The organism is Tepidiforma flava (assembly GCF_027594505.1).
GTDB lineage: Bacteria > Chloroflexota > Dehalococcoidia > Tepidiformales > Tepidiformaceae > Tepidiforma > Tepidiforma flava.
This window is the reverse complement of sequence record NZ_CP115149.1, coordinates 2,534,970-2,560,872: the sequence shown is the minus strand read 5'-3', so window position 1 is coordinate 2,560,872 and position 25,903 is coordinate 2,534,970. Positions and strand designations below refer to the sequence as shown.

Sequence of the window (25,903 nt, the reverse complement as noted above, 5' to 3'; positions counted from 1 at the left end):
GCCGAAAGAGCAGCGGCGCGCCGGCCGGCGCGCTGCGGTTTCCCTGGCGTTCACCGGGATTTCCCGCGTTTGGCGTGGTCAGCATGCTGATTTCGCTATCGTTCCGGTTGTCACAAAGGGCGCGGCTGGGGTACGGTGCCCGGAGCCCCCGGGAAACAGGAGCAGGTGCGATGCCGATGACCCGCCACCGGCACACCMYGGCAGCCGTCCTGGTCGCCATGCTGACCCTCTTCGGCGCCGCCGGGCCGTTCAAGCCCGCAGCCGCCGATTCCAGCCATCCGATCGTCGAGCGCGCCCTGCGCGACCTCGGCACCTACCAGGGCGAATGCTGGCCCYGGGTGAAGCGCGTCGTCTTCGAAGCGACCGGGCGCGAGATGGGCTTCGACTACCGCGAAGGCTTCCTCGAAGCCGGCGCCATCGAAGTCTCGGCCGCAGACGCCGGCCCCGGCGACGTCATCCAGGTTGCGCTCGATAGCTGGACGTCCCCGGATGCCGACTACCCCGGCCTCCACACCGCCATCATCATCCGCAACCGCGGCGACGGGACCTTCGATGCCATCGACTCGAACCAGCTCTGGGACGGCGTCGTCCGCCTCCGGCCCGGCTATGACCCCTTCGCCCAGGCACAAGCCAGCGGCCTGCAGGTCCGCATCTACCGGTTCCCGGCCGGCGCGGGCCAGCCGCGCGAGGCAGCTCCGGCGGGCGCGCTCCTCGCCCCCGGCGACGCGGCGCGGGTCAACACGCCCGGCGACTGCCTGCGGCTCCGGACGGCCCCGGGCGGAGACATCATCCAGTGCCTGGCGCACGGCACCCGCGTGACGGTCATCGAGGGACCAGTCCGACAGGTCGGCGTCGACTGGTATCGGGTCGCCACCCCCGTCGGCGAAGGCTGGATGGCCGGGCAGTACCTCCAGAAGGAGACCGGCCCGGCGGCGGCGCCGAGCGCCCRRGGGCCGACGCGCCCGCTGCTCCAGTACCGCGCCGTCGTACCCCTCGCCGCCGCCGATTGACCCCGAACGGCGCATGACGCCTTGTGGCGAGCTCCACGGCTGCTGACACCGCCCGCGGACGGTAGCCTGATCCCGATGCCAGCGACGGGACGGGATCAGCCGGCATGATCGACCTCGAAGCTGCTTCCCTTCGGCCCGGCCAGGCCGAGGCGCTCCGCCGCTGGCGGGAGGCGCTCGCTGGCGGCTCGCGCGCCGAGCTGGTCGTCGTGCCGGTGGGCTACGGCAAGACCGTCATCGGCGTCGGCTCGTTCCTCGTCGCCGCGTCGACAGCCGGCGTCGATACCTGCCTCTACCTGACGCCCACCGATGTCCTCAGGACGCAGGTCTACGACGGCATCGAGCGCGCCCTCGCCCTCCTCGGCGCCCGGTTCGATGCCCGCAAGTACCTCGCGGAGAACGCAACGCTCCACCGTGCGGCCGCCAACCGGGCCAACGTGGTCGTGGCGACCTACCAGCAGGTCGCTGCCGCGCCCGAACGGTACGCCCGCCTCTGCGCCAGGCGCCGCGTGCACCTCGTCTGCGACGAAGCGCACCACCTTGGGGAACGCGGGCAATGGGCCGGTGCGCTCCGGCAGCTCCCCGTCGCCACGAGCCTGCTCCTCTCCGCGACGCCGGTCCGGCTCGACCGCGAGCCGCTCGCCGGCGCGCGCTACCTGCCCGCCGAAGACGGCGACGGCCTCGTCATCGACCCGCTCGTCCACGTGACGATGCGGCAGGCCTGGCGCGAAGGCCGCATCCTCAAGCGCCTCGCGATGCAGATGAAGGACTACGCCGTCGAACTCCGCAGCGCGGAAGGCGAAATCTACACCTTCACCGCCTCCGAAATGGCCGAGCTGCCAGACTTCGACCAGCGCTGCGTCCGCCAGCAGCTCCGCTGGAACGACGATTATGTCGAGCCGCTCGTCCGCGAGTTCGCGATCACGCTCGAGCGGAAACGCGCCCTCGCGCCAGGCCAGCACCAGGGGCTCGTCTTCGCCGCCACCACCGCCCACGCCGACCACCTGGCGCGGGTCTTCGCGAAACACCACCCCGGCCTCCGCTGCACCGTCGTCCACAGCGGCGAGGACCTCCCGGCGGCCGAGGCCGAGCGGCGCATGCGCGATTTCCACGCCGGCCGCTACGACGTCCTCATCCAGGTCCGGAAGGCCAGCGAGGGCTTCGACGCCCCGACCGTCTCGGTCCTCCTCAAGCTCGATGCCGTGTTCAGCCGCGAGCCTGTCATCCAGCAGCTCGGCCGGGGACTCCGCTTCAACCATAGCCTCCCTGAAGCACAAAACGTGCTGCACGTCTTCATCGGTCGCGACCCCCGGCTCGCGCCCATCATCGACCACCTCGAACGCGAAGCCGCCATCCCCGCCATCCCCCGCCCGGTCGACGCTCCCGGTCATGCGGCAGACGAAACCGCGCCGGACGCGCCCCTCGAGGAAGCTGAGCCCGGCGACGATGCGGCCCGGCCGGGCGCCCCGGAGATCGTCGACGTGATCGAAGCCGGCGACGCCGTGCTCGACGAAACCGGGCGGCTCATCGAAGGTCAGCAGCTCACGATGTTCGGCGTGCCCGCGCCGCCGCACCCGTCTGCCGCGCGAATGGCCCCTCCGGTTGCCGCACCCGCCAACGACCCGCGCGCAACGGTCGTCGACCTCCAGGCGGAGCTGCAGGAGGCGATCGAGTACTGCAAGACGTGGACGGCCCGCGCCGCCCGCGAGCGCGCGCGCCGCTTCGGCCAGCGCGAAAACCACTTCGCGGTCCTCAACGCCGCCTACGCGCGCGAGACCGGCCAGCGCGGCACCCTCGCCACGCCCGCCGACTATCGCCGCAAAGGCGACTGGATGAAGCGGAAGTACCTCGAGCTGCTGGGGTAGCCAGGCTCCCGGTCAGACATCCACGATTCGCGCGCCGGTGACCGCCGCCAGGTCGCCCGGCCGGAGTTCGATGTCCGCGCCGCGCTCCCCGGCGCTCACCAGCACCGTGTCGTGGGCCATCGCCGCGGCATCGAGCAGCACGCGAAAGCCGCGGCCGAGCAGGGCGAGCGCGCTGATGCCGCCGAGCTTCAGCCCTGTCAGCCGTTCCGCTTCGGCTGGCGCTGCCATCTTCAGACGTTTCGCCCCGAGCTGCGCCGCCAGCCGCCTCAGGTCCAGCTCCGCCGACCCCCGGACCATCACGAGGAACGGCCGGCCGCGCGGCGGCTCCTCGACGACGACGAGCGTCTTGAAAACGCGCCCCGGGTCGACGCCCGCCGCGGCAGCGACTCCCTCCGCGGAACGCACCGCGGGGTCGAACCGCACGAGCCGGTGCGGGACGCCCCGCGCCTCGAGCAACTTCGCGGCGACTGGTTTGTTCTCAGGCATCTCCGGCCCCGGGCCGGTAGGATACGCCGGCAATCTCTCCCTGCGAGGCCTGCCCCTATGGACTTCCAGCTCCCGGCCCACATCCCCGACCTCCTGCGGGAACTCGACGAGTTCATCGAGCGCGAAATCAAGCCGCTCGAGCAGGAGAACGACAACATCCGCTTCTTCGACCACCGCCGCGAATGGGCGCGCACCGATTTCGAAAACGGCGGCATCCCGCGCAAGGAGTGGGAAGAGCTCCTCGCCGAGATGCGCCGCCGCGCCGACCGCGCCGGCTGGCTCCGCTTCGCCGTGCCGAAGAAGTACGGCGGCCGCGACGGCACCAACCTCGAGATGGCCATCATCCGCGAGCACCTTGCCAAGAAAGGCCTTGGGCTCCACAACGACCTCCAGAACGAATCGTCCGTCGTCGGCAACTTCCCGACCGTGAAGATGTGGGAGCAGTTCGGAACCGAGGAGCAGAAGAAGGAGTTCCTCGAAGGCATGTTCACCGGCAAGACCCGCGTCGCCTTCGGGCTGACCGAGCCGAACCACGGCTCCGATGCCTCATGGCTCGAAACCCGGGCCGTCCGCGACGGCGACGAGTGGGTTATCAACGGCAAGAAGCGCTTCAACAGCGGCCTCCACAACGCCACCCATGACCTCATCTTCGCCCGGACCTCCGGCGACGAGGGCAAGCCCCGCGGCATCAGCTGCTTCATCGTCCCGACGAACGCCGAAGGGTTCTCCGTCGACTTCATGTGGTGGACGATGAACATGCCGACCGACCACGCCGAGGTCACCCTCAAGGACGTCCGTGTCCCCGCCACCGCGATGCTCGGGAAGGAGGGCGACGGCCTCGCGCTCGCCAACACGTTCGTCCACGAGAACCGAATCCGGCAGGCAGCCTCGGGCGTCGGGGCGGCCCAGTACTGCATCGACCGCGCCGTCGAATACGCGAAGCAGCGCGTGACCTTCGGCCAGCCCCTCGCCACCCGGCAGGCCATCCAGTGGCCGCTCGCAGAGCTCCAGACCGAGTGCGAAATGGTCCGCTGGATGGTCTACCGCACCGCCTGGCTGCTCGACCAGCAGCACCACATGGAGGTCAGCGACAAAGTCGCGATGTGCAACTACCGCGCGAACCGCCTCGCCTGCAACGCCGCCGACCTCGCCATCCAGGTCCACGGCGGCATCGGCTACACGCGTCACATGCCGTTTGAGCACATTTACCGCCACCACCGGCGCTACCGCATCACCGAGGGCAGCGACGAGATCCAGATCCGCCGCATCGCCCAGGTGATGTTCGGGATGGGCAGCGCGCGGCGGCAGACCGAGTAACCGCCTGCCCCGGCGCGGGAACGTTGACCGTTCGCCCGCTACGATGCCGCCGATGACCGCACTCGACCTCGCTTTCATCGGCACCGGCAACGCATTCGCGCCCGGCGGGCTCTGCTGGAACGGGTTCGTCGCCGGGGGGCGGTTCCTCTTCGAGGCGCCGCCCCAGGCGCTCCAGTCGCTCAACCGGATGGGCATCGACCCGAACGGCCTCGACGCCGTCATCCTCAGCCACCACCACGGCGACCACTTCCTCGGCCTGCCGTTCATCCTCCTCCACTGGAAGTACTTCGGCCGGGCGCGGCCGGCGGTCATCGTCGGCCCGCCCGGCACGCGCGAGCTCGCGACGGCAATCGGCCGCTCGGTCTACCCGGGGCTGTTCGATATCGCCTACGACCTCCGCTGGGTCGAGCTCGCCGACGGGCAGTCTGTAGAGGTCGAAGGGCTCCGGCTCACGGCCCGCCGCGTCGAGCATGACACCCGCCTCAGTCTCAACCTCGGCTACGTCGGCGAGCTCGGGGGGCGCACGTTCGCCTACACGGGTGACACCGGTTTCTGCGACGCCATCGTCGCGATGGCCCGCGACGTCGAGGTGCTCGTGGCCGAGTGTTCGTCGGTCAGCGACAGGGTCCCCATCCACCTCAACCTCGCTGATGACATCCCCCGGCTGCGGGACGCCATGCAGCCGCGCGCCCGCCTCGTCCTGACCCACCTCGGCGCCGGGGTTTCGGCGGACCACCTGCGCGATACCGTCATCGCCCGCGACCTCGAGCGCTACCGCCTCTGAAACCCGCCGGTAGAATGGTCCGGCGGAAGGAGAGACAGCACCCATGCCACATCCGCTGCGCGGCGCCGCGGCCATCACCGGCCTCGGCATGACCCCCATGGGCCGCATCTACAAGTCCACGAGCGAACTCGCCGCCGAGGCCGTCGCGAAAGCGATCACAGACGCCGGGCTGAAGAAAGACGACATCGACGGCCTCCTCATCAACGCCGGCATCACGGGTACGACCGGCGGCGGCCTGACGCTCGGGCTGCAGAACTACCTCGGCCTCCGGAACCTCCGGCTGCTCAACCACATGAACGCCGCCGGTTCGACGGCCGCCCAGATGGTCCAGTACGCAACCATGGCGATTCACGCCGACATGGCCACGCACGTCGTCTGCGTGTTCGCCGATGCGCCGCTCAAAGAAGGCACGTCGGCGGGAGCGGCGTACGGCGGCGCGGCCCGCAATCCCCAGCGACCGCGCGGCATGGCCGGGCTCTACGCCGCAGCCGGCTATTTCGGCGCCAACACCCCGTACGCCCTCGCCGCGCGCCGCCACATGGCCCTCTACGGCACGAAACAGGACCACCTCGGCATCATCGCCGTCGGACAGCGGCAATGGGCGACGATGAACCCCCTCGCCCAGATGCGCGAGCCCATCACGCTCGAGGACTACCATGCCTCCCGCTGGATCATCGAGCCGCTCCACCTGCTCGATTGCTGTCTCGTTTCGAACGGCGCCGTCGCGGTCATCGTCAGCCCGGCGGAGCGGGCGAAGGACATGCCCCAGCCCCCCGTCTACATCCACGGCATGGGCCAGGGGCACCCCGGCGACAGCGGCCGCGCCGGCTCCGACTGGGAGACCGAAACCGGCGCGAAGTTCGCCGCCGAAACGGCGTACCGCATGGCCGGCGTCGGCCCCGCCGACTTCACCCAGTGCCAAATCTACGACTGCTACACCTACACCGTCCTCGTCACGCTCGAGGACTACGGCTTCTGCAAGAAAGGCGAGGGCGGCCCCTTCGTCGAGGATGGAAAGCTCGGGCCGGGCGGCTCGCTTCCGACGAATACCGGCGGCGGCGAGCTCTCGGCCTACTACATGTGGGGCATGACGCCGCTCAGCGAGGCCGTCATCCAGGGCCGCGGGCACGGCGGCGAGCGGCAGGCGAAGAACGACCTCATCCTCGTCACCGGCAACGGCGGCAGCCTCAGCTACCACGCCTGCCTCATCCTCAGCCCCCACCCCGCCTGACCGAGGAGCGCCCCGATGTCCCAGCCCCAAATTCCCGTGCCCGAACCTGATGAAGCCTCCCGCCCCTTCTTCGACGGCGCCGCCGAGGGCCGGCTGATGCTCATGCGCTGCGCGGACTGCCGAACCTGGCGGCTGCCGTCCCGCCAGCACTGCGACGCCTGCCTCTCCGACCGCTTCACCTGGGAGGCTGCCAGCGGCCGCGGCACCGTCCGCACCTTCGGCATCATGCACCAGCGCTACCACCCCGCGTTCCAGGTCCCGTACAACGTCACCATCGTGGAACTGGAGGAAGGCCCGCGCTTGCCGACGAACCTCGTCGATGTCGCCAACGACGAAATCCGGGTCGGGATGCCGGTGGAAGTCGTATTCGAGCGCTACGACGACGTGACGCTCCCGCGCTTCCGGCCGGCGGGCCGATTATGACGAGTTTATTTCTTCACACTTGACACAGGATTACGCGCGGGCGACGGTTCGGGCGTGGGCAGCGACACGGAGTTCCGCCTCATCCTCTGGGCAACGGACGTCGGCGCGCTGGCCGACTTTCTCGCAGCGGTCGCCGGCGCTGCGTCCATCGCCCGCCACCCGGGGTACGCCGAGCTCAGCGCCTCCGGCATCCGGGTCGAAATCCACGCCGACGAGACCTTCCGCGGCCATCCYYGGTTTCACGCCCTCGCGCGCGAAGGCGTCGCCCGCGGCATCGGCGCGGAGCTGATTTTCCGCGTGCCGGATGTGCTCGCCGCCTACCGGGCGGCCCTGCGCGTCGGCGCACAGGTCATCGCCCAGCCGTACGAGTTCGAAGGCAGGCTCGAATGCTCGGTCATGGGGCCGGACGGCTATGTCTTCGGTCTATGGCAGCCATGGGAATCGGCAACATCGGGCTGAAATTTTCCAATCCGTAACGAAATTGCCTCCACACTGTGCTACGGTGGTTTTGAAGGAACGCACAAGCACAGTGCACGGAGGTGCCATATGAACCTCGACCCGATGTCTCTCACCTACCTGACGCAGGTCCACGAGCCGGCGCCCGAGGCGCGGTTCCGCGAAGAGTACGCCCGCGCCCGGGCAGCCCGCGCGCGCAAGCACGACGAGCTCGTCGACCCTGAGCAGCGCAAGGCGGCCTCGCTCCTCCGCGAGCGGGTCGTCGTGAACATCGGCCGGTTCTTCGCCCGGCCCAGCTGATTCGCCCGGCCCGCAGCGGCCGAACGCATCAGAAACGACGGGGCTCCCAAAAGGGAGCCCCGTCCGCTTTCCTCACGCCGCGGCCTATTCGTACCGCAGCGCTTCGGCCACCGGAACCCGGGAGGCGCTGCGCGCCGGCAGCACGGTCATCAGCATCGACGCGCCGAACGCGATTCCGCAGATGACGGCGATCTGCAGCCACGGCACGGTGAAGTCGATCTGCTCCGTCCCGTCGCCAAAGTCGCCCGTCGTGAAGAGGACCCAGGCGAGCGACAGCCCGAGCACCAGCCCGACGAGAATGCCCGCGATCGCGATGAATCCGGATTCCATCAGGAAGCTCAGCGCCACCATCCGCCGCTGGTAGCCGATGGCGCGGAGCATCCCGATCTGCTGGCGCCGTTCGACGACGGCCCGCGACGCGATGACGGCGAGCGCCGCGATGCCCACGATGAGGCCGAGCCCCATGAAGCCCTGGAACACCAGCAGGAAGCCCGTCTGCTGCCGCTGCTGGTCGGAGAGCAGCTTGTCCAGCGAATCCGCGGAGGCCTGGACCAGGGCACCCTCGACCTGCTTGGCAAACGCCTCGCTGTCGGTGCCCGGGCGCAGCTTCAGGAAGAACATCTGCCCGCGCGCCGCCGGGAACGCCTGCGCCAGCGTCTGCCCCGTGATCACGAGCCCGGTGCCGAAATCCGGGCTTCCCAGCGCGAAAAACGTGTCCGCCGATTCCTTCAGCTGGCCGATGACCGTCACGGTCGTGACCTCGCCCGTGCCCGGGTCCCGCAGGTCCAGCGTGAACGGCTCGAACCCGTCCGCCAGCGGCTTCAGCCGCAGGCGCAGATTGCTCCCGCCGAACCCCTGCTGCGACGAAGTGATATCGGCCGGTACGAGCGCGAGGTTCGGCTGGCTGGCCAGCGCGGCCCAAACGTCCGCGTCGGTGGCGTACCCCGCGGCCCGGAACTTCAGCTTCAGGTCCTGAGCCCGGAGGAACCCGTCGTCGACGCCGAAGACCTTTACCCGGCTGTAGGGGGCAACCGTTCCGTCGTCAGTGTTGACGAACCCGTCGCGGTTCTGGACCTCGACCTCCTGCGGGTTCGCCACCCGCGCGATGCCGGTTGCTTCGACCGGCGAGGTATCGACGCCCGCGGCCGCCAGCGCCGCGCCAAGGTCGTCGATCGGGTTGTTCTCGTTCACCGAGCCGACCACGTCGAACCCGCCTTTGGCCTCGTCGTTCAGGAACAGCGAGGCGAAATTCGTGTTGATGGTCGACATCATGACGAGGGAGAACATGATGAGCCCGATCATCGCCATCGTCATGCCCGTCCGGAACCGTGAGGTCAGCGGGTACGCGACCGCCGTCTTGAGCGCCGGCACGATCCGGCCGAAGCGGCTGCCGAGGCTCGCGAGCGCCGGCAGCACGACGTCGGCGTTGTAGACGACGATGAACACCCCGCACGTGACCATCACGACGCCGCTCAGGAAGAACATTTCGATGTCGCCCTCGAGCGGACCGGTAATCGGTTCGAGCCACTGGCTCGGGACGTACCAGAGGGCGAGCAGCACCGCGCTCGTCGCCGTGAACGCCAGGCGCTCGGACACCCCGAAATACCGCAGGGTGACCGCGGCCCACAGGAAAATCGTGGAAACCCCGAGGAGGAAGAAGAAGGCGCTGTCCCGGTCGAGCCCGCCGTAGGTGAGCGCGACGCCCGCGATGCCGAAGGCGATGGCCGTCGCCGCCGTCCAGGGCACGCGCACCCGCCACGTCTGGAGCAGCGCCGCGACGAACGCCAGCGGCCAGGCGGCCAGGGCGCCGACCGCCAGCCACCGCGGCAGCGCTTCGGGCTTCCTGTCACGAACGACGCGCACGAGCAGCAGCGCTGCCGCATACCACGGCAGGATGAGCAGCCAGCCGACGACCGGGAGGAACACGCCCAGCAGCCACGGCCAGCGCGGCGCCGGCTCGCCGGTCCGCCTGGCCCGCGGCGCGGCTACGTCCGAGTTCCGAAGCAGGTAGAACCACGGGCTGATGAGGCCAATGACGATGAGCGGCGCGCCGAGCACGGCGCCCGGCGGCCCGAACAGGAAGAACGACGCCCCGATCGGCAGGCTGAAGGCCGCGATGCCGTTGATCGCGGCCCGGTAGTAGCCGCGCCAGGTCGACGCCTCCGGGTCGACCGGGCTCGTTTCCGGCAGGTCACGGATCGCCGCCGTGATGTTGGTCCGGCTCGCCCGCCACGAAGCTACGAGGATGACGAGGAACGTCGCGATGATCCCGAGGCAGAACGCCGTGACCATGCTCCGCGGCGTGAACTGGACCGTCAGGTTCAGCCCGAGGCTGTCCCCGCCGAAGTACTGGATGACCTGCACCATCGCCACCGTCACGCCCATACCGGCGAACAGCCCCACCACCGCGGACCCGAGGTCGTACCCCATTCCTTCGGCGAGGAACGATTCGACGATTTGCCGGCGCTTCGCGCCGACCGCCCGCGCCATCCCGATCTCCGGCTTCCGCTCGGCCGCCAGCATGACGAAGATGAGGAAGATCAGCAGGATGCCGGCCGCAATCGAGAAGAGCCCGAACACCACGAAAATGGCGGTAAACGCCGAACCGACGAACTCGGCCGTCGCAACCAGCTGCTGCTTGATCGGGATGACGCGGTACGGCGTGCCCTCCAGCAGCTGCTCCAGCCGCTCGGTCACCGCATCCGACCGCTTCAAGCCCCCGTGCGCGTCGCCGACGTTCGACACGATGACGGCATCGGCAACGTCGCCGCGGCCGGTCAGCTGCGCGAAGGTGTCGAACGCGACGGTGCCGCCGCGCATCGCGAAGGGGTCCACAGCCCCCGACAGCACGTTCGAGGGCGTGATGGCGACGACCGTGAACTCGACCGGCTGCCCCTGGTAGAACAGCAGCACCGCGTCGCCCACATTTGCGTCGATCTGCCTGGCGAGATCTTCGTTGATGGCGATGCTCCGCCCCGTGAGCTGGACGGCCGCCCCAGAGGTGTCCCGCAGGCCGCCGAGCGCCGCCGCGTCCGCTTCCCGGAAGGCAACGATGCGGGCTGACGGCTCGTTGAGCCGCGTCCGCGTGTTGAAGACCGGCAGCGTTTCGCGTTGGAGCGGAACGATCGCCTCGATATCCGGGTCCCCCGCGAGCCGCTGCTTCCAGTCATCGACGGTCGCGAGCGGGATGACCTGCTCTTCCTGGGGCGCGGGGTTCTTCTGGGCGTCCCACGAAATCCACTCGTCCGCCTCGCCGAGGATGCTGTACACCTCTGAGCTCACGGATGACGTGAGCGTGTCCCCTGTCCCGAACGCCGCGCTCATGATGAGCGTCGAAAGCATCAGCCCCACGACGATCAGCGCCGTCTGCGCCTTTCGCCGCGGGATGTTGCGCAGCCCCATCTTGAACATCACGGGGTTGCGCCAGGCGATCCAGCCGATGGCGGCGAAAATTAGCGCCGTCACCGCGACGCATACCGACGCAATGATCGTCATCGAAACGCCAAACAGTTCGTTCATGCGCCCGTTACTCCGCGCCGCTCGCTGCGGCGGCGGTCTGCATCGTCTCCCGGCTGTCCTCCCGCACGATGACGCCGTCGGCCATGTGGATCGTCCGGTGACAGCGGGCAGCCACCTTCGGGTCGTGCGTCACGATGACGCAGGTCTGACGTTCGGCGGCGTTCAGCTCGACGATGAGGTCCATGATTTCGTTCGCCGTTTTCGAATCCAGCGCACCCGTCGGCTCGTCCGCCCAGACGATCGACGGGTGGTTGACGAGCGCGCGCGCGATGGTGACCCGCTGGCGCTGGCCGCCGGAGAGCTGCGCCGGCCGCTGGTTCGCCCACGCCCGGAGGCCGACGCGGTCCAGCGCTTCGAGCGCCAGCTCCCGTGCGACCTTCGGCCGTGTCCCCGAGACGATGAGCGGCAGCTCCACGTTCTCCACCGCGCTCAGCACCGGCAGCAGGTTGTACGTCTGGAAGACGAACCCCATGTCGCGCGCCCGGAACTCGGTCTTCCGGTCGTCCGGCATATGCGCGATGTCCTGTCCTGCGATGAGCACGGTCCCCGAATCGAACTCGTCGAGGCCCGAAAAGCAGTTGAGCAGGGTCGTCTTGCCGCATCCCGACGGCCCCATGATGGCCACCATCTCCCCGCGGCGGACCTGCAGGCTCACGCCGCGCAGCGCCTGCACCTGCACGGTGCCGGTGTCGTACGTCTTCACTACGTCGCGCGCATCGATGACGACGTCGTCGAACTCGTTCATCTCCGTTCCCCCATTCGAACTCAGGTCGAGGCCCGACAGGCGGGCCGTTGATGGGCCGGGGCGCGTCAGGCCGCCACGGTGACTTCCATGTGCAGCGCCTCTCCGGTCTCGTCGAATCCCCACGCCTCCCAGCGCCGCGCTTCGGCGGCCTGCGCCGCGGGGTCGAACACCAGCACGGGCCGCGCATCCAGCGGGAACCGCTGGATGCCGGCCGGACCGAGCGTTTCGAGCGTCTCCAGTGCAAACGTCAGCCAGGCCGCCAATGGTTCCACCTCCATCCCCATCACCGGCCCCGGCCGGTAGGGCGCAAGGTAGCCGCCCGCAGTGGCCAGCAGCCGACGCGCCCCGGGGTAACCGCCCCGTGAGAGATGGACGCACGCCGCCGCCGCCTGGATGAGCCCTTTGTAGAAGTCGCGCACCGGCCCGCGCTCGAACTGCCAGACTTCCTCCAGGTGCTCGTGCGCCTCATAGAACCGCCCGGCGTTGAAGTCCGCGCAGTACCGTTCGAAGGCCTCCGGCACGATGAGCACCTTTCGCACGAATTGCTTCCTGCGCTGCTGCATGTCATCCACCTTACAGGTCCATTTGAGATGACCAAAAGCACCGGGCAGGCGAGAATCCTTCCTGCTGACAGCCTCTGACAGGAGCCCGGAGCCATGGCCGACCATCACCACGCCCCCGCCAACCCGAACGCCGCGCCCATGCACACGGATGTCCGCGAGTCGTTCGACCCCGGCGCCGTCGCGTTCTGCTACATCCTGGCCGTGATCGCGCTCCTCGCCGGGCTCATCTCCGGGCTGGTCTTCATCAACGATTAAGAATTTGCTGGCTTACCAGCCAGTATTTTCGAAGAACTTCACGTAAGTTCGGCCTTCGCGGGCGCACCGGCATGTATCATCCGGAAATGGACGTCCGCAGCGAGCGCGCAGCGCCCGGGAGCCGGGTTCTCCTCCGGGCCACCAAGTACGACGGCACCGCACACTGGATCCAGCCGTTCCGCGTGGTCGCCGACGACGGCAACCTCCTCGTCACGTCCTACCGCGCCCGCACCCCCATCTACACCTCCCGGGGCGAGTTCCGGTCGCCCTACGACTCCGTCGTCTACTTCTGGCGCGACCGCTGGTACAACGTCTTCCGCCTCTCCCGCCCCGGCTGCCCGACGGCGCTCTGGTACTGCAACGTCACGACGCCGCCGACGTTCGACGGCTGCCAGATCGGCTACGTCGACCTGGATCTCGACGTGAAGGTATACCCCACCGGCTGCATCGAGCTCCTCGACGAAGACGAGTTCGAAGCCCACCGCGAGAAATACGGCTACCCGGATGATCTCGTGGCGCGCGCCCGCGCCGCCGCCGAGGAGGTCGCGCAGCTCGCCCGGGAGCGCCGCTTCCCGTTCTCCTGCGGCCCCGAGCCGATGCGCAATCGTTCGAGCCACCGTACGCTGTAGGCTCGATGCCCGACACCCGCACCATTCGCCCGTACCTCGAAGACCTCGTCGCCGCCGCCGCACGGGCCGCCGTCGCTGCCGGCGACCTCCCGGATGTCGCAATCCCCGGCGCCGCCATCGAACGGCCCAAGGACCCCGCCAACGGCGACTTCGCCTCGACGCTCCCGCTCCGCCTTGCGCGCGCCGCGATGCGACCGCCGCTCGATATCGCCCGGGCCATCGTTCACCACCTCCCGGCGGACCCGGCCATCGAGCCGCCCGCCGTCGCGCCGCCGGGCTTCATCAATTTCCGCCTCTCCCAGACCTTCCTGCAGGACCAGGTCGAACACATCATCGCGGCCGGCCCGGCCTACGCCGACCTCCAGCTCGGCGCGGGTCGCTCCGCGCAGGTCGAGTTCGTCTCGGCGAACCCGACCGGCCCGCTCCACGTCGGCAACGGCCGGGGCGCAGCTATCGGCGACGCCCTCGCCAACGCGCTCGCCGCCGCCGGCTACCGCGTCGAGCGGGAGTACTACATCAACGATGCCGGCACGCAGACCGACAACTTCGCCGAGACGCTCTACGCCCGCTACCAGCAGCTCTTCGGGCGCGACGTGCCGCTGCCCGAGGACGGCTACCCCGGCGCCTACATGGTCGAACTCGCCGAAGAGGTGCGAACGCGCCACGGCGACGCCTTCCTCCGGCCGCCGGGCGAACCGGTGCCGCCCGAACTGGCCCGGCTCGGCATCGAATTGATGGTCGGCCGCATCCGCACGACCCTCGAAAACTTCGGCGTCCGCTACGACCGCTGGTACTCGGAGAGGTCGCTCTACGAGCCCGGCGGGGCGTACGAGCAGGCGATGGCCATCCTCCGCGAGGCCGGGATGCTCGTCGAACGCGACGGCGCGCTCTGGTTCGCCTCCAGCGAGCTCGGCGAGGATAAGGACAACGTCGTCGTCCGGTCGGACGGCCGGCCCACCTACTACGCGAGCGACATCGCCTATCACTGGGACAAGTTCCTCCGGCGCGGCTTCGACCTCGTCATCGACGTCTGGGGCGCCGACCACCACGGCCACGTCTCACGCCTCAAGACTGCGACGAAGGCCGTCGGCGCCGACCCGGAGGCGCTCCAGATCCTCCTCTACCAGCTCGTCACCCTGAAGCGGGGCGGCGAGGTCGTCCGCCTCTCCAAGCGCAGCGGCGAAATCATCACGCTCGATGAGCTGGTCGAGGAAGTCGGCCCTGATGCTGCCCGTTTCTTCTTCCTGCTCCGCTCACCGGGCGCCCAGATGGACTTCGACCTCGACCTCGCGGTCAGGCAATCGTCGGAAAACCCTGTATATTATGTCCAGTACGCCCACGCCCGGCTGTGCTCCATCCTCGAACGCGCCCGGGAGCAGGGGCTCACGCCTGACGGCGGCAACGTGCGCCTCCTGACGGCGCCCCACGAACTCGCGCTCATCCGCGAGATGATGCAGCTGGCCGACGTCATCGAGAACGTCGCGACCCGGTTCGAGCCGCAGCATCTCCCGCACTACGCGCAGGAGCTCGCGACCGCCTTCCACGCCTTCAACGACGCGTTCAAGCAGCAGAACGACCCCTCGCTCAAGGTCATTACCGACGACCCGGAGCTGAGCCGGGCGCGGCTCCGGCTCGTCCTCGCCGCCCGGATCGCGCTCGCCCGGGTGCTCGGGCTCATGGGGATGTCCGCCCCCGAGCGGATGTAGCAGCCGCCCCGGGCACGGCGATCAGCCCGCCCGCCGCGGAGCCGAAGAGGTCGTCCGGCTCCAGCCCTTCGAAGGCAGCGACCCACGCCGCCAGCGCGCAGGCCGCCGCATCCAGCCGGTCCTCCAGCTCCTTGAGCGCGCGCCCGGTCGCGCAGCTCCCGGCCGTCACCTCCGGAGCTTCGACGTCGAGTTCGAGGCCGCGGCGGCCGAGGGCCGACCTCAGGAGGCCGGCATACTCCGCCAGGGCGGCCTGCCGCGCTGCGAGTGTGCCGCGTTTGTAGGCCGGCGGGCGCGCCGCCCCCATCAGCGTGACCGTCAGCGCGCGCGGGAACGTTTCGAACGCCACCCTCGGCCCGGCGGGGCGCCCGGGCGCTGGCGTCAGCTCCCAGCCGGCTGCACGCAGCAGCGCACCCAGCGCAGGACCGGCGGTGAACCCCTTCCGTTCCAGGAAATCGCTCCCGACCTGGTAGGCCATCACCCCCTGCGGGCCGAGGCGCCGCGCGAGTTCGGCCTCGGCAGTTCGTCCCGGCTCCGCCGAAAGCGGCGCATCGACGCCGGCAACCACGGGCGGCTCCAGCGACGCCAGCCACGCCGCCGCGTCCTCCGGCCCCCCGACTGCCGTCCACGTGACCACGCGGCCGCCCGGCTCGATGGCCGCGAAACCCGACGGCCGCCGGCCGGTCCACGAGAGGTCGATGCCCACGCAGCGCACGGACTCACGGTAGCTGCCTCCTCCTGGCTGTGCCACCATGTTCGCCGTGGACGGCCTCCTGCCCGCGATCCGCACCCGGCGCGCCGGCCGCGCCTTTCGCCCCGACCCTGTCCCGGCCGACCTCCRGGAACTGCTCTGGGAGGCGGCGGCATTCGCCCCGAGCCACGGCAACACGCAGCCGGCCCGCATCCTCGTGGCTGCGTCCGAATCGGTCCGCGAGCGAGTCGTCGCGGCGCTCAACCCGGGCAATCGGCACTGGGCAGCCGCCGCACCGCTGCTGTTCGCCCTGGCGGCCGACCCCGCGCACGACGTTGCCATCGAAACGCCCGGGCACCCGCCCCGCGAGCTGTATCCCCTCCACGCCGGCATCGCGCTCGGCTTCCTGATGCTCCAGGCCGAGTCGCTTGGCCTCATCGCGCATCCGATGGCCGCCTTCGACGAGGAGGCGGCCCGCGCCGCATTCGATGCGCCGCCGGGGGTCCGCATCCTGGCCATCGTCGCCAGCGGCTTCCCGGGCGACCCGGGCCAGCTCCCCGCCGACCTCGCTGCGAAAGAGACCGCCCCGCGCGACCGCCTCCCGCGCGCGCACCGCGTCGGCATCGACCGCTGGAGCGGCGCCCTCTCGGTGAGCGCCCGGTCGCTGAGGAAGCGGAGCCCGTGACCGGCTCACCGCCGCTCCCGGCCGCTCCCGACGGCGCGCCGGCGCTCGAGGTGGCGCGCGCCTGCGCCCGCCTCGCCCGCGATATCGCCCGCGCCGCTGCCGGCCGCGCATCGGTCAGCGCCATCAAAGGCCGCGGCAACGTGGTCACCGAGACCGACGTCGCCGTCGAGCAGGCCGCTGTCGCGTTCCTCCGCGAACGGTTCCCGGACCATGCCATCCTCAGCGAGGAGACGGCCGCGTCGACCCGGTCCGCAGGCTGGATGTGGGTCATCGACCCGATCGACGGAACGAAGAACTTCTCCCGCGGGCTGCCTCACTTCGCGTTCACGCTCGCCCTCTGCTTCGACGACGTGCCGCTGCTCGGCGTCACGACCCATCCGCTCACCGGCCTCGAGGTCGCCGCGGTCGCCGGGACCGGCTGCTTCGTCGACGGCGCGCCCGCGCGGCTTCGTCCATGCAGCGCCGTCGCTGAGGCCGTCGTCGCCATGGACCTCGGCTACGACGCCGAGCGAGCCCGAGGCCAGCTCGCGCTCGCGTCCCGCCTCTGGCCCGGGATGCAGTCGCTCCGCATCCCCGGGTCCGCCGCGCTCGGGTTCGCCGGCATCGCGGCCGGCTGGTGGGACCTCTACGTCCATGCCGACCTCCAGCCGTGGGACGTGGCCGCCGGCCTCGTCATCGTCCGCGAAGCCGGCGGCGTCGTCGTCGAACCCGGCGGCGAACCGGCGTCGCTCCGCTCCAGCGCGGTCATCGCCGGCACCGGCGCGGCGGTCGCCGACCTCCAGCGGCTGGCGGCAGCCGCGCCCGGGGCGTAGAACTCCGCTATCCGCCGCAGCCCCTCACGGGAGGATGCCGTGACCCGCATCTACGACATCGCCAGCCAGTTCGTCGACGAGCTCGCCGCCGCCGACCCGGTCGCCGCGACCATGATGGGCGTTCCCGGACACGACGACCGCCTGACCGATTACAGCCCCGAGGGCTACGCCGCCCTCGCCAGCCTTCGGAAGCGCTACCGCGGCCTCCTCGAAGCCGCCGAGCCAGCGGACGACCGCGACCGCATCGCCCGGGACGGCATGCTCGAATACCTCGGCCTGCGCGACGCGCTCGACGACGCCGGCGAGCACCTTCACCTGAGCGGCTTCCGCAACCCCGCGACCACGATGCGCATGGTGTTCGACCTGATGCCCCGCGCAACGGAGACGGACTGGGCCGTCATCGCCCGCCGGATGGCCGCCTACCCCGCCGCCCTGTCGACCTACCGCCGCCTCCTCGAAGAAGCGCTCGCCCGCGGCATTCCCAGCCCGCGCCGGCAGGTCGCGGAGGCCATCCGCCAGCTCCGCGTTTACGCCGGCGAGGGCGGCACCGGCTACTTCCAGCGGCTCGCGGCCGAGGCCCCGCCGGACCTCCCCGCCTCGCTCCGGGACGACCTCGCGCGGGCTGCTGATGCCGCCGCCGCGGCCATACTCGACTTCGCCGGCTTCCTCGCCGGGCCGTTCGCTGACGCCGCCACCGACCGCGACGGCGTCGGCCCAGACCGGTATCAGCTCGCCGCCCGCGTCTTCAACGGCATCGAGCTCGACCTCCTCGAGACCTACCGCTGGGGCTGGGACGAACTGCACCGCATCGAGGCCGAGATGCTGGCCACCTGCGCGCGGATCCTCCCCGGCGCCACCATCGCCGAGACGCGCGACTTCCTCGAACGCGACCCCGCCCGGGCCATCGACGGCGTCGAAAACTTCCGCCGCTGGATGCAGGAGCTGCAGGACCGGACCATCGCCGAACTCGATGGCCGCCACTTCGACATCCCCGCGCCCGTGAAGCGCATCGAGGCCATGATCGCGCCCCCCGGCGGCGCCCTCGCGATGTACTACACGCCGCCCTCGGAAGACTTCTCCCGCCCCGGCCGAACCTGGTATCCGACCGGCGGCAGGACCCGCTTTCCGCTCTGGGGCGAAGTCTCCATCGCCTACCACGAAGGCGTCCCCGGCCACCACCTCGAACGCGCCAACGCCAAGTACCTCGCCGACCGGCTCTCGCGCTTCCAGCGCCTCCTCGGCGGCACCTCCGGCTACGTCGAAGGCTGGGCCCTTTATGCCGAACGGCTCATGGCCGAGCTCGGCTACCTCGAGGTGCCCGACTACTACCTCGGCATGCTCCGCGCACAGGCGCTCCGGGCCGTCCGCGTCATCGTCGACATCGGCATGCACCTCGAGCTCGAAATTCCCCCGGACCAGGATTTCCACCCGGGAGAACGGTGGAACCCTGAGCTCGGGCAGCGGTTCTGCGACGAACGCTCCCAGTTCCCGCCCGACTTCATGGCGAGCGAGGTCATCCGCTACCTGGGCATGCCGGGGCAGGCAATCAGCTACAAAGTCGGCGAGCGCTGCTGGCTCGAAGCGCGCGACCGCGCCCGCCGACAGCTCGGGTCCACGTTCGACCTCAAGGCCTGGCACAAGGGCGCGCTCGACCTCGGCCCGATGGGCCTCGCCCAGCTCCAGCGCGAAGTGGGCCGGCTCGCCGGCGAAGCTTCCCCCGCCGACTGACCGGACGTAGACTTCCCCGCCGTGAAGGCTGAAATCATCGCCATCGGCACCGAGATCCTCCTCGGCGAAATCGTCGATACCAACAGCGCCTACATCGCCCAGCGCCTCCCCGAACTCGGGATCGACCTGCTCTACACCTCCGTGGTCGGCGACAACCTCGGCCGCATCGTCGAGACGCTCGAACGCGCATGGAACCGCTCCGACCTGGTCATCACCACCGGCGGCCTCGGCCCGACCGACGACGACCTCACGCGCGAGGGCGTCGCCCGCGTTCTGGGCGAAGAGCCCTACGTCGATCCGGGCCTCGAGCAGCGCGTCCGCGCATGGTTTGCCGGCCGCGGCTACCCGATGCCGGAATCGAACATCAAACAGGCCTGGCTCATCCCCAGCGCGCGCCCGATCGACAACCCCCGCGGCACTGCGCCCGGCTGGTGGGTCGAACGGGACAGCCGCATCATCATCTGCATGCCCGGCGTCCCGGCCGAGATGGAGCGGATGTGGACGAAGGAGGTCGCGCCGGAGCTCGAGCGCCGCTTTGCCGGCGAAGTGCTCGTCACCCGCACGCTCAAGACGGTCGGCATCGGCGAAGGCACCGTCGATGAGATGGCGAGGCCGCTCTACGCCACCCCGGGCATCGGCATCGGCACCTATGCCCGCGCCGACGGTGTCCACCTCCGCATCGGCGCCAAGGCCCGCACCCGCGAAGAAGCCTGGGCCCGCATCCGCCCCGTCGAGGAAGAGCTCGAGCGCATCTTCGGGAACGCCATCTGGGGCAAAGACGACGACACCTTCGAAGGCCATATCGCCGACCTGATGCACGAGCGCCGCGCCACCCTCGCCGTCATGGAGTCGTGCACCGGCGGCCTCCTCGCCAGCACGCTGACCGATGTTCCCGGGGCCAGCTCCTATTTCATCGCCGGCCTCGTCACGTACCAGACGGAGCAGAAAATCGCGTTCGGCGTGCCTGCCGAAATCATCGCCGAGCACGGCGTCGTCTCACAGGAGACGGCAAAGGCGATGGCGGCCGCCGCCCGGGAGCGCATCGGCACCGACTACGGCATCGGCATCACCGGAGTCGCCGGCCCCGACCCGCAGGACGGCATCCCGGCCGGCACGGTCCACGTCGCCGTCGCCACCCCGGACGGCGAGGTCTACGTGCTCACCACCTCGATGAACCAGGGCCGGCAGGCGGTGAAGCGCCGCGCCGTCACGACGGCGATGCTCCTCCTTCGCCGCGCGCTCCTCGGTCAGCTCGCCGGCCGCCCCTCCTGAGCCAGCTGCAGCAGCTCCTCCACCGCGTCCCCAACCGACCGCACCCGCGTGATGTTGGGCCCGGCGAGCCACCGGTTCCGCCCCCAGTCGACCACGTAGACCCGGGGCAGCAGCTCCGCCAGCCACTTCGCGGTGAACGGGTCGTCTTCGAAGTGCGCCAGCGGCCGCAGCCCTCCAACGACCCGCGCCTTGAACTGGGCTGAGGTCTCGGCCGGCGAGGGCCGCATCTCGATGCGCGGCACGCGGCCAAGGTATCGGTTGAACCAGCGCTCCGTCAGCGGACGCGCCTGCTCGCCGCGCGCAGTCACGACCACGCAATCGAAGTGGGCTGAAAGCCGCGCAAACGCCTCGAGCGAGCCCGGCATCGGCTTCCGGCCGAGATACCGCCACCGTTCCGTCAGCCAGAGGATGCCGCCCTTGCCCTGCGTATCCCGCCGCTTCTGTCGCCCGCTGCCCGGGTTGATGCCGAACGGCGGCCGGCAGAGCACGCCGTCGAGGTCGAACGTCAGGAGCGCACGCGCCATCCTCCCGAGCCTACCGCCTCTGGCGCATAGAGGCGCTCTTTGCCAGCGTAACCCGGGCATGGACCTCCTCACGGGCTTCGGACTGGCGGCAGCGGCTTTCGCGGCCGGCGCCATCAATGCTGTCGCGGGCGGCGGCTCGCTCGTCAGCTTCCCGGCGCTGCTCGCCGCCGGCTACCCCTCCAAGGCCGCGAACGTGACCAACACCATCGCTCTCTGGCCCGGCTACGTCGGCGGGAGCATCGGCTACCGCGGCGAGCTGCGCCGCCAGCGCGGCCGCGTCATCGCCCTCGCTGCGCCGTGCATCGCCGGCTCCCTCGCCGGCTCGGCGATTCTCCTCCTCACCCCGGAGTCCGCCTTCGACGCAATCGTCCCCTTCCTCATCCTGTTCGCCTGCGCCGTGATTGCGTTCCAGGGTCCGCTCGCGCGCCTAGCCCGCACCGCCCATCCGCCGCCCGGGGGCGAAGCGCGGGTGACGGTCCCCCTCCTCGCCGCGGTCTTCGTGCTCGCCATCTACGGCGCGTATTTCGGCGGCGGACTCGGCATCATCATGCTCGCAACCCTCGCCATCCTCCTGCCGGACGACCTCCAGCACTCGAACGCCCTCAAAGGCCTGCTCTCGGCCGTCATCAACTTCGCCGCTGTGGCCTATTTCGCCCTGTTCGGGCCGGTCGCCTGGGGTGCGGTGCTGGTCATGGCGGCCGGCGCGCTGGCCGGCGGCTACCTCGGCGCTGGCCTGGCGCGGCGGCTCGGCCAGCGCTGGCTCCGCATCGCCGTCATCACCTACGGCGTCGCCGCCGCGCTCGTCCTGCTCGCCAGGTAGCGGGCCGGCGGGTTTCGCCCCGCTCATCGGCCGCAGCTATACTTGCAGCCACGTCCAACCCCCAGGAGCCCGACATGCTGTTTTCTGTCCGGCTGGTTTCCCGGCAGCCCCACGATATGCCCTCGGACCAGTGGCAGGCCCTCGTCGCCGAGCAGCTGCGCGCCGTCAAGGCCCAGTACGACCAGGGCAAGATCCGGGCGATCTACCGCGAAGCCGGCATCGGCGTGCTTGCCATCTACGACGCCGCCGACGCGCGCGAAATGGATACCCTCATCGCCTCCCTGCCGCTTGCGCGGTACTTCGTCGAGACGACCGTCCACGCGCTCTGGGACATGGTCCCGTCGCTCCCGCCGGCCTGACCGCCATGACAGCTCCGACCCTCTCCATCGACGACTTCAAGGGCGCGCTCGGCTCCTGGGCCTCGGGCGTCACGGTCGTCACGACCGAGCTCGACGGGCTCGTGTACGGCATCACGGTCTCCAGCTTCTCCTCCCTCTCCGTCGACCCCGTCCTCGTTCTCGTCAGCCTCGCCGACACGAACCACCTGCCGCGGATGATTCGCCAGTCCGGCCGGTTCGCCATCAGCATCCTCGCGGAGGGACAGGAGGACGTCTCGAAGTACTTCGCCACCTCCGGCCGCGACCCCGCGCCCGCCTTCGACCCGGCCATCCCGACCGAGCAGTGGGTGACCGGCTGTCCTCTCATCCCCGGCGCCATCGCTCAGCTCGATTGCGAACTCCACGAAGCGCTGCCGGGCGGCGACCACACCATCATCGTTGGCCGCGTCGTCGGCGCCCGGTTCGACCCGGACCGCGCCCCGCTCATCTACTTCCGCCGCGCATATCGCTCGCTTGCCGAGAGGTAGCAGATGGCCGTCAAAGTCATCATCGAACGCCGCGTGCTCCCGGGCCGGGAACGGAATGTCCTCGAACTGCTCCGGCAGCTGCGCRTTCGCTGCCTCGACGAGCCCGGCTACATTTCGGGGGAGACGCTGCGCGACAGCGAGGACCCGCACAACATCGTCGTCATCAGCACCTGGTTCGGGCTCGGGGACTGGAAGCGCTGGTCACAGTCGCCCGACCGCCGGGAGTTCGAATCGCGCATCCGCCAGCACCTCGCCGCGCCCGAACGGGTGCGCGTTTTGCTCGAAGGCCTCTCAGAACAGCTGTCCGGCGCCTGATCTGCTCACCCGGTCAGCCGAAACTTTGCGCAATTCTGCACAAGCGGGGTAGTATCCCGTCGGAGGTTTGCCCGTGTCACCTGCCCTGGCTTTCCTTGGTGTTTCCATCCTCGGCACATGGGGAATCGCGAGTATCGGGCTCATCGCCGGCGGCATCATCCTGCTCTTCTTCCCCGGCGACCCCGTCACCGCGTCCGACAACACGCTGGGCGGCATCGTCCTGCTCGTCGCCGGTCTCATCTCCGGCGGCCTCATGCAGGTCGTCGTGTCGCCGCTCCTTGGTCTCGATGCCCCGGTGCCGATCCGCGCGAAGGAGATCCGCCCGCACGCGCAGATGACCCGCTGGGCGAAGGTTGGCCTGCTGCGCGACTTCCCCGACGGTCTGCCGAAGGAGGTCCGCGCCCGCGCGCAGCGCGTCGTCGTCGTCCGCACCGGCGAAACCGTCCACGCGCTCAACGCCCTCTGCTCCCACGCTCGGCTCCCGCTCGCCGGCTTCCCCGGCTCGCCGATCCGGCCCGAGCCGATCAAGGACAACTGCATCATGTGCCCGTTCCACGGCGCGCGGTTCGAGCTCGAGACCGGCAAGGTCGTCCGCCAGCCCTTCTCCAGCCAGTTCAACAACGAGCATCCCTTCCTCGGCGGCATCCAGTCGAAGCTCTTCCGGCTCCTCCGCTTCATTCCGATGCCGTACCAGGCCTTCCCCGTGCCGAAGTTTGCCCGCCCGACGCTCACCGCCGAAGACATGCAAACCTACCCCGTCAAAGTGGAGAACGGCGAAGTCTACGTCGGCCTCCCGCGCTAGCGCACCGGCGGCTTCCCCGCGCACCGTTCATCGGGCATGCTCTCGGGCATGCCCGATCTGCTTTCCTGGCGGTCACGCTTCCCCATCCTCGCGAAGAAGACGTACCTCATCAACAACTCCCTCGGCGCGATGCCGGATACGGTCCCGGCGGCTCTCGCCGAGTACACCGGCCTCTGGGCCGAAGAAGGGGTCGTCGCCTGGGACACCTGGCTCCCGGAAGTCGCCGCAACGGCCGCCATCCTCGAGGACATCATCGCCGCGCCGCGCGGCTCCATGACGATGTGCCAGAACGTCACGAACGCGCTGGCGGCCATCCTCTCCTGCCTCGAGTACGAACCGCCCCGGAACCGCCTCGTCTGCTGCGCGGGCGAATTCCCGACCGTCGAATACCTCCTCGACGGCCAGCGCCGCCTCGGCGCCGAGGTCGTCCGCGTCGGGGCAGACCCCCTCACCTTCCCCGCCGAGCAGCTGCTCGACGCAATCGACCACCGCACCCTCCTGGTTGTCGTCTCGCACGTGCTCTTCCGGACCGCCGAGCTGGTCGACGTGCGCCCCATCGTCGAGCGCGCGCACGAATACGGCGCCCTGGTCGTCCTCGACGCCTACCAGTCGATGGGCTCAGTGCCGTTCGACGTGATGGACCTGGGCGTCGATTTCCTCGTCGGCGGGTCCGTCAAGTGGCTCTGCGGCGGGCCCGGGGCGGGCTATCTTTACGTCCGCCCCGACCTCGTCGACCGCCTCGAACCGCGCATGGCCGGGTGGTTCTCCCACGCCCGCCCGTTCGGCTTCGAACCGCCGCCCATCGTCTATGCGCCCGGCATCGGGCGATTCCTCGGCGGCACGCCGAACATGCCGGCCGTCTACCAGGCGCGCGAGGGCTATCGCATCATCCGCGACGTCGGAGTCGAAGCGATCCGGGCAAAGGCGCTCCACCAGTCGCAGCTGCTTATCGAGGGCGCGCTCACGCGCGGCTTCACGGTCCACACCCCGCGCGACCCGGGCCGCCGCGGCAACCATGTCACCGTCGACTTCCGAGGGGCCGAACAGGTGAAGGACGAACTGATCCGCCGCGGCTTCGTCATCGACCATCGGCCCGGTGCGGGCGTCCGCATCGCCCCGCACTTTTACAACACCGACGAGGAGTGCATCGCCATCCTCGACGAAATCGTCAGCATCTGCCGGGCCTTGCCGGTTCAGGAATAGCGGAAAAAGCCGCGCCCGGTCTTGCGCCCGAGATGCCCGAGGCTGACGAGCCTCCGCAGGAGCGTCGGCGCTTTGAACCGGGGCTCGCCGTACTCCTCGAACATGCTCTCCGCAATCGCCTTGAGCGTGTCCAGCCCGATGAGGTCCGCCGTTGCCAGCGGCCCCATTGCGTGGTTCAGGCCTACCCGGCAGGCGAGGTCGATGTCCTCCGCTGATGCCACCCCCGTTTGCAGCAGCTCGATGGCATCGAAGATGAACGGAACGAGGAGCCGGTTCGCGATGAAGCCCGGCGTGTCCTTCACCTGGACCGTCACCCGATCGAGCTGCCGGCAGAACTGGAGGGCATCCTCCAGCGTCTCCTCCGTCGTCGACGCCGTCGAGACGATCTCCACGAGTTTCAGCGCCCAGGGCGGGTTGAAGAAATGGAGGCCGATCACCCGCTCCGGCCGGCCCGAGGCGGCTGCCAGGTCGCTCAGCGGCAGCGAACTCGTGTTGCTGGCCAGCAGGGCGTCCGGCCGGCACACCTCGCCCAGCCGCCGGAACAGCCGCGTCTTCACGTCCAGGTCCTCGACGACTGCCTCGATCACCGCCTCCACGCGCGCGACGGACCTCAGGTCGTCGATGTCGGCAGCCCCGTGGAGCCGCTCCGCAGCGGCCTCGGCCGATTCGGGGCTGATGCGTCCCCGCTCCGCCTCCCGCGCGAGCCGGCCGCGGATGCCCTCGATCGCCTTCGCAACCCGGACCTCGTCAACGTCGACCAGTGTCACGTCGCACCCGTGGTAGGCGGCGACCTGCGCGATGCCGCTCCCCATCAGGCCCGCGCCGATGACCCCGACCCGTTCGACCCGCATGCTGCCCTCCGCGGATCCTATCGATCCATACGCCGCAGATATCGCAGAAGCT

The 25,903-nt window shown here is 69.9% G+C and carries 28 protein-coding genes; 21 read left to right on the top strand and 7 right to left on the bottom strand.

Going from position 1 to position 25,903, the window contains the following annotated elements:
* The first annotated feature begins 170 nt into the window (after nt 1-170).
* Together O0235_RS14005 and O0235_RS14000 are read left to right on the top strand one after the other, a co-directional pair.
* On the top strand, nt 171-1,010 hold the full coding sequence (locus O0235_RS14005; RefSeq protein ID WP_270056390.1) for an SH3 domain-containing protein: 840 nt from the start codon (nt 171-173) through the stop codon (nt 1,008-1,010).
* Between the two features lie 104 nt (nt 1,011-1,114).
* Entirely contained in the window at nt 1,115-2,872 is a 1,758-nt protein-coding gene (locus O0235_RS14000; RefSeq protein WP_270056389.1) for a DEAD/DEAH box helicase, read from the top strand.
* A 12-nt stretch (nt 2,873-2,884) separates the two neighbouring features.
* Here the strand turns inward: O0235_RS14000 and O0235_RS13995 are convergent, their stop codons facing one another.
* A complete protein-coding gene (locus O0235_RS13995; protein ID WP_270056388.1) occupies nt 2,885-3,358 on the bottom strand; it encodes a YbaK/EbsC family protein in 474 nt (157 codons plus the stop codon).
* A 57-nt stretch (nt 3,359-3,415) separates the two neighbouring features.
* On the opposite strand from O0235_RS13995, the gene O0235_RS13990 reads away from it, so the two are divergent.
* The 6 genes from O0235_RS13990 (at nt 3,416) to O0235_RS13965 (ending at nt 7,869) form a co-directional block, all read left to right on the top strand.
* The gene (locus tag O0235_RS13990; protein ID WP_270056387.1) at nt 3,416-4,675 is read left to right on the top strand and encodes an acyl-CoA dehydrogenase family protein; all 1,260 of its coding nucleotides are present in this window, start codon (nt 3,416-3,418) and stop codon (nt 4,673-4,675) included.
* Between the two features lie 52 nt (nt 4,676-4,727).
* Nucleotides 4,728-5,459 carry an MBL fold metallo-hydrolase gene (locus tag O0235_RS13985; protein WP_270056386.1) on the top strand — a complete coding sequence of 244 codons (732 nt, stop codon included), beginning with the start codon at nt 4,728-4,730 and terminating at the stop codon, nt 5,457-5,459.
* A 43-nt stretch (nt 5,460-5,502) separates the two neighbouring features.
* Nucleotides 5,503-6,690 (top strand): thiolase family protein, encoded by a 1,188-nt coding sequence (locus O0235_RS13980; protein ID WP_270056385.1) that lies wholly within the window; start codon nt 5,503-5,505, stop codon nt 6,688-6,690.
* A 15-nt stretch (nt 6,691-6,705) separates the two neighbouring features.
* Nucleotides 6,706-7,113 carry a Zn-ribbon domain-containing OB-fold protein gene (locus O0235_RS13975; RefSeq protein ID WP_270056384.1) on the top strand — a complete coding sequence of 136 codons (408 nt, stop codon included), beginning with the start codon at nt 6,706-6,708 and terminating at the stop codon, nt 7,111-7,113.
* A gap of 54 nt (nt 7,114-7,167) precedes the next feature.
* Entirely contained in the window at nt 7,168-7,572 is a 405-nt protein-coding gene (locus tag O0235_RS13970) for a VOC family protein (protein WP_270056383.1), read from the top strand.
* Nucleotides 7,573-7,659: 87 nt separating this feature from the next.
* Nucleotides 7,660-7,869 carry a hypothetical protein gene (locus O0235_RS13965; protein WP_270056382.1) on the top strand — a complete coding sequence of 70 codons (210 nt, stop codon included), beginning with the start codon at nt 7,660-7,662 and terminating at the stop codon, nt 7,867-7,869.
* An 84-nt stretch (nt 7,870-7,953) separates the two neighbouring features.
* On the opposite strand, the gene O0235_RS13960 is transcribed toward O0235_RS13965, so the two are convergent.
* The 3 genes from O0235_RS13960 to O0235_RS13950 form a co-directional block, all read right to left on the bottom strand.
* Nucleotides 7,954-11,388, bottom strand: coding sequence for an FtsX-like permease family protein (locus O0235_RS13960; RefSeq protein ID WP_270056381.1), 3,435 nt, complete (start codon nt 11,386-11,388; stop codon nt 7,954-7,956).
* Between the two features lie 7 nt (nt 11,389-11,395).
* Entirely contained in the window at nt 11,396-12,133 is a 738-nt protein-coding gene (locus tag O0235_RS13955) for an ABC transporter ATP-binding protein (RefSeq protein ID WP_270056380.1), read from the bottom strand.
* 65 nt (nt 12,134-12,198) lie between these two features.
* Nucleotides 12,199-12,696, bottom strand: coding sequence for a DUF309 domain-containing protein (locus O0235_RS13950; protein ID WP_270056379.1), 498 nt, complete (start codon nt 12,694-12,696; stop codon nt 12,199-12,201).
* 93 nt (nt 12,697-12,789) lie between these two features.
* Here O0235_RS13950 and O0235_RS13945 point away from each other — a divergent pair, with 93 nt between their 5' ends.
* The 3 genes from O0235_RS13945 to argS all read left to right on the top strand — a co-directional run bounded on the left by O0235_RS13945 (nt 12,790) and on the right by argS (nt 15,286).
* A complete protein-coding gene (locus O0235_RS13945; protein WP_270056378.1) occupies nt 12,790-12,951 on the top strand; it encodes a hypothetical protein in 162 nt (53 codons plus the stop codon).
* An 86-nt stretch (nt 12,952-13,037) separates the two neighbouring features.
* Nucleotides 13,038-13,580 carry a DUF402 domain-containing protein gene (locus O0235_RS13940; RefSeq protein WP_270056377.1) on the top strand — a complete coding sequence of 181 codons (543 nt, stop codon included), beginning with the start codon at nt 13,038-13,040 and terminating at the stop codon, nt 13,578-13,580.
* Nucleotides 13,581-13,585: 5 nt separating this feature from the next.
* Nucleotides 13,586-15,286 carry an arginine--tRNA ligase gene (argS, locus tag O0235_RS13935; protein ID WP_270056376.1) on the top strand — a complete coding sequence of 567 codons (1,701 nt, stop codon included), beginning with the start codon at nt 13,586-13,588 and terminating at the stop codon, nt 15,284-15,286.
* Here the strand turns inward: argS and O0235_RS13930 are convergent.
* A complete protein-coding gene (locus O0235_RS13930; protein WP_270056375.1) occupies nt 15,255-15,998 on the bottom strand; it encodes a DUF429 domain-containing protein in 744 nt (247 codons plus the stop codon). The two genes, argS and O0235_RS13930, sit on opposite strands and share 32 nt — an antisense overlap.
* Nucleotides 15,999-16,044: 46 nt before the next feature.
* Between O0235_RS13930 and O0235_RS13925 the strand changes: the two genes are divergently transcribed.
* From O0235_RS13925 to O0235_RS13910, 4 genes are read left to right on the top strand one after another with little or no spacing between them, the layout of a single operon-like run.
* Nucleotides 16,045-16,659 (top strand): nitroreductase family protein, encoded by a 615-nt coding sequence (locus O0235_RS13925; RefSeq protein WP_270056374.1) that lies wholly within the window; start codon nt 16,045-16,047, stop codon nt 16,657-16,659.
* On the top strand, nt 16,656-17,471 hold the full coding sequence (locus O0235_RS13920; protein WP_270056373.1) for an inositol monophosphatase family protein: 816 nt from the start codon (nt 16,656-16,658) through the stop codon (nt 17,469-17,471). The genes O0235_RS13925 and O0235_RS13920 overlap by 4 nt, the downstream gene beginning before the upstream one ends.
* A 39-nt stretch (nt 17,472-17,510) precedes the next feature.
* Nucleotides 17,511-19,199, top strand: a complete 1,689-nt coding sequence (locus tag O0235_RS13915; RefSeq protein ID WP_270056372.1) for a DUF885 domain-containing protein — start codon at nt 17,511-17,513, stop codon at nt 19,197-19,199.
* Between the two features lie 21 nt (nt 19,200-19,220).
* Complete coding sequence (locus O0235_RS13910; protein ID WP_270056371.1) at nt 19,221-20,471, top strand: competence/damage-inducible protein A; 1,251 nt, start codon at nt 19,221-19,223, stop codon at nt 20,469-20,471.
* Here O0235_RS13910 and O0235_RS13905 read toward each other — a convergent pair.
* Complete coding sequence (locus tag O0235_RS13905) at nt 20,447-20,995, bottom strand: hypothetical protein (protein WP_270056370.1); 549 nt, start codon at nt 20,993-20,995, stop codon at nt 20,447-20,449. The genes O0235_RS13910 and O0235_RS13905 overlap by 25 nt on opposite strands.
* A 58-nt stretch (nt 20,996-21,053) precedes the next feature.
* Here O0235_RS13905 and O0235_RS13900 point away from each other — a divergent pair, with 58 nt between their 5' ends.
* From O0235_RS13900 to O0235_RS13875, 6 genes are all read left to right on the top strand, one after another.
* Complete coding sequence (locus tag O0235_RS13900) at nt 21,054-21,815, top strand: sulfite exporter TauE/SafE family protein (protein WP_270056369.1); 762 nt, start codon at nt 21,054-21,056, stop codon at nt 21,813-21,815.
* A gap of 74 nt (nt 21,816-21,889) precedes the next feature.
* Nucleotides 21,890-22,174, top strand: coding sequence for a muconolactone Delta-isomerase family protein (locus O0235_RS13895; protein WP_270056368.1), 285 nt, complete (start codon nt 21,890-21,892; stop codon nt 22,172-22,174).
* 5 nt (nt 22,175-22,179) lie between these two features.
* Complete coding sequence (locus tag O0235_RS13890; protein ID WP_270056367.1) at nt 22,180-22,680, top strand: flavin reductase family protein; 501 nt, start codon at nt 22,180-22,182, stop codon at nt 22,678-22,680.
* A 3-nt stretch (nt 22,681-22,683) separates the two neighbouring features.
* On the top strand, nt 22,684-22,995 hold the full coding sequence (locus O0235_RS13885) for an antibiotic biosynthesis monooxygenase family protein (protein WP_270056366.1): 312 nt from the start codon (nt 22,684-22,686) through the stop codon (nt 22,993-22,995).
* Between the two features lie 73 nt (nt 22,996-23,068).
* Nucleotides 23,069-23,797, top strand: a complete 729-nt coding sequence (locus O0235_RS13880) for a Rieske (2Fe-2S) protein (protein WP_270056365.1) — start codon at nt 23,069-23,071, stop codon at nt 23,795-23,797.
* A 48-nt stretch (nt 23,798-23,845) separates the two neighbouring features.
* A complete protein-coding gene (locus O0235_RS13875) occupies nt 23,846-25,000 on the top strand; it encodes an aminotransferase class V-fold PLP-dependent enzyme (protein WP_270056364.1) in 1,155 nt (384 codons plus the stop codon).
* Here O0235_RS13875 and O0235_RS13870 read toward each other — a convergent pair.
* Nucleotides 24,991-25,851, bottom strand: coding sequence for a 3-hydroxyacyl-CoA dehydrogenase family protein (locus tag O0235_RS13870; RefSeq protein WP_270056363.1), 861 nt, complete (start codon nt 25,849-25,851; stop codon nt 24,991-24,993). The genes O0235_RS13875 and O0235_RS13870 overlap by 10 nt on opposite strands.
* Between the last annotated feature and the right edge of the window lie 52 nt (nt 25,852-25,903).

Bases quoted from the DNA above. Each gene is read 5' to 3' on its own strand.
- O0235_RS13875 (WP_270056364.1), top strand. From the start codon at position 23,846: ATGCCCGATCTGCTTTCCTGGCGGTCACGCTTCCCCATCCTCGCGAAG.
- O0235_RS13905 (WP_270056370.1), bottom strand. From the start codon at position 20,995: ATGGCGCGTGCGCTCCTGACGTTCGACCTCGACGGCGTGCTCTGCCGG.
- O0235_RS13955 (WP_270056380.1), bottom strand. From the start codon at position 12,133: ATGAACGAGTTCGACGACGTCGTCATCGATGCGCGCGACGTAGTGAAG.
- O0235_RS13960 (WP_270056381.1), bottom strand. From the start codon at position 11,388: ATGAACGAACTGTTTGGCGTTTCGATGACGATCATTGCGTCGGTATGC.
- O0235_RS13870 (WP_270056363.1), bottom strand. From the start codon at position 25,851: ATGCGGGTCGAACGGGTCGGGGTCATCGGCGCGGGCCTGATGGGGAGC.
- O0235_RS13990 (WP_270056387.1), top strand. From the start codon at position 3,416: ATGGACTTCCAGCTCCCGGCCCACATCCCCGACCTCCTGCGGGAACTC.
- O0235_RS13980 (WP_270056385.1), top strand. From the start codon at position 5,503: ATGCCACATCCGCTGCGCGGCGCCGCGGCCATCACCGGCCTCGGCATG.
- O0235_RS13945 (WP_270056378.1), top strand. From the start codon at position 12,790: ATGGCCGACCATCACCACGCCCCCGCCAACCCGAACGCCGCGCCCATG.
- O0235_RS13995 (WP_270056388.1), bottom strand. From the start codon at position 3,358: ATGCCTGAGAACAAACCAGTCGCCGCGAAGTTGCTCGAGGCGCGGGGC.
- O0235_RS14000 (WP_270056389.1), top strand. From the start codon at position 1,115: ATGATCGACCTCGAAGCTGCTTCCCTTCGGCCCGGCCAGGCCGAGGCG.
- O0235_RS13895 (WP_270056368.1), top strand. From the start codon at position 21,890: ATGCTGTTTTCTGTCCGGCTGGTTTCCCGGCAGCCCCACGATATGCCC.
- O0235_RS13950 (WP_270056379.1), bottom strand. From the start codon at position 12,696: ATGCAGCAGCGCAGGAAGCAATTCGTGCGAAAGGTGCTCATCGTGCCG.
- O0235_RS13965 (WP_270056382.1), top strand. From the start codon at position 7,660: ATGAACCTCGACCCGATGTCTCTCACCTACCTGACGCAGGTCCACGAG.
- argS (WP_270056376.1), top strand. From the start codon at position 13,586: ATGCCCGACACCCGCACCATTCGCCCGTACCTCGAAGACCTCGTCGCC.
- O0235_RS13975 (WP_270056384.1), top strand. From the start codon at position 6,706: ATGTCCCAGCCCCAAATTCCCGTGCCCGAACCTGATGAAGCCTCCCGC.
- O0235_RS13890 (WP_270056367.1), top strand. From the start codon at position 22,180: ATGACAGCTCCGACCCTCTCCATCGACGACTTCAAGGGCGCGCTCGGC.
- O0235_RS13985 (WP_270056386.1), top strand. From the start codon at position 4,728: ATGACCGCACTCGACCTCGCTTTCATCGGCACCGGCAACGCATTCGCG.
- O0235_RS13940 (WP_270056377.1), top strand. From the start codon at position 13,038: ATGGACGTCCGCAGCGAGCGCGCAGCGCCCGGGAGCCGGGTTCTCCTC.
- O0235_RS13900 (WP_270056369.1), top strand. From the start codon at position 21,054: ATGGACCTCCTCACGGGCTTCGGACTGGCGGCAGCGGCTTTCGCGGCC.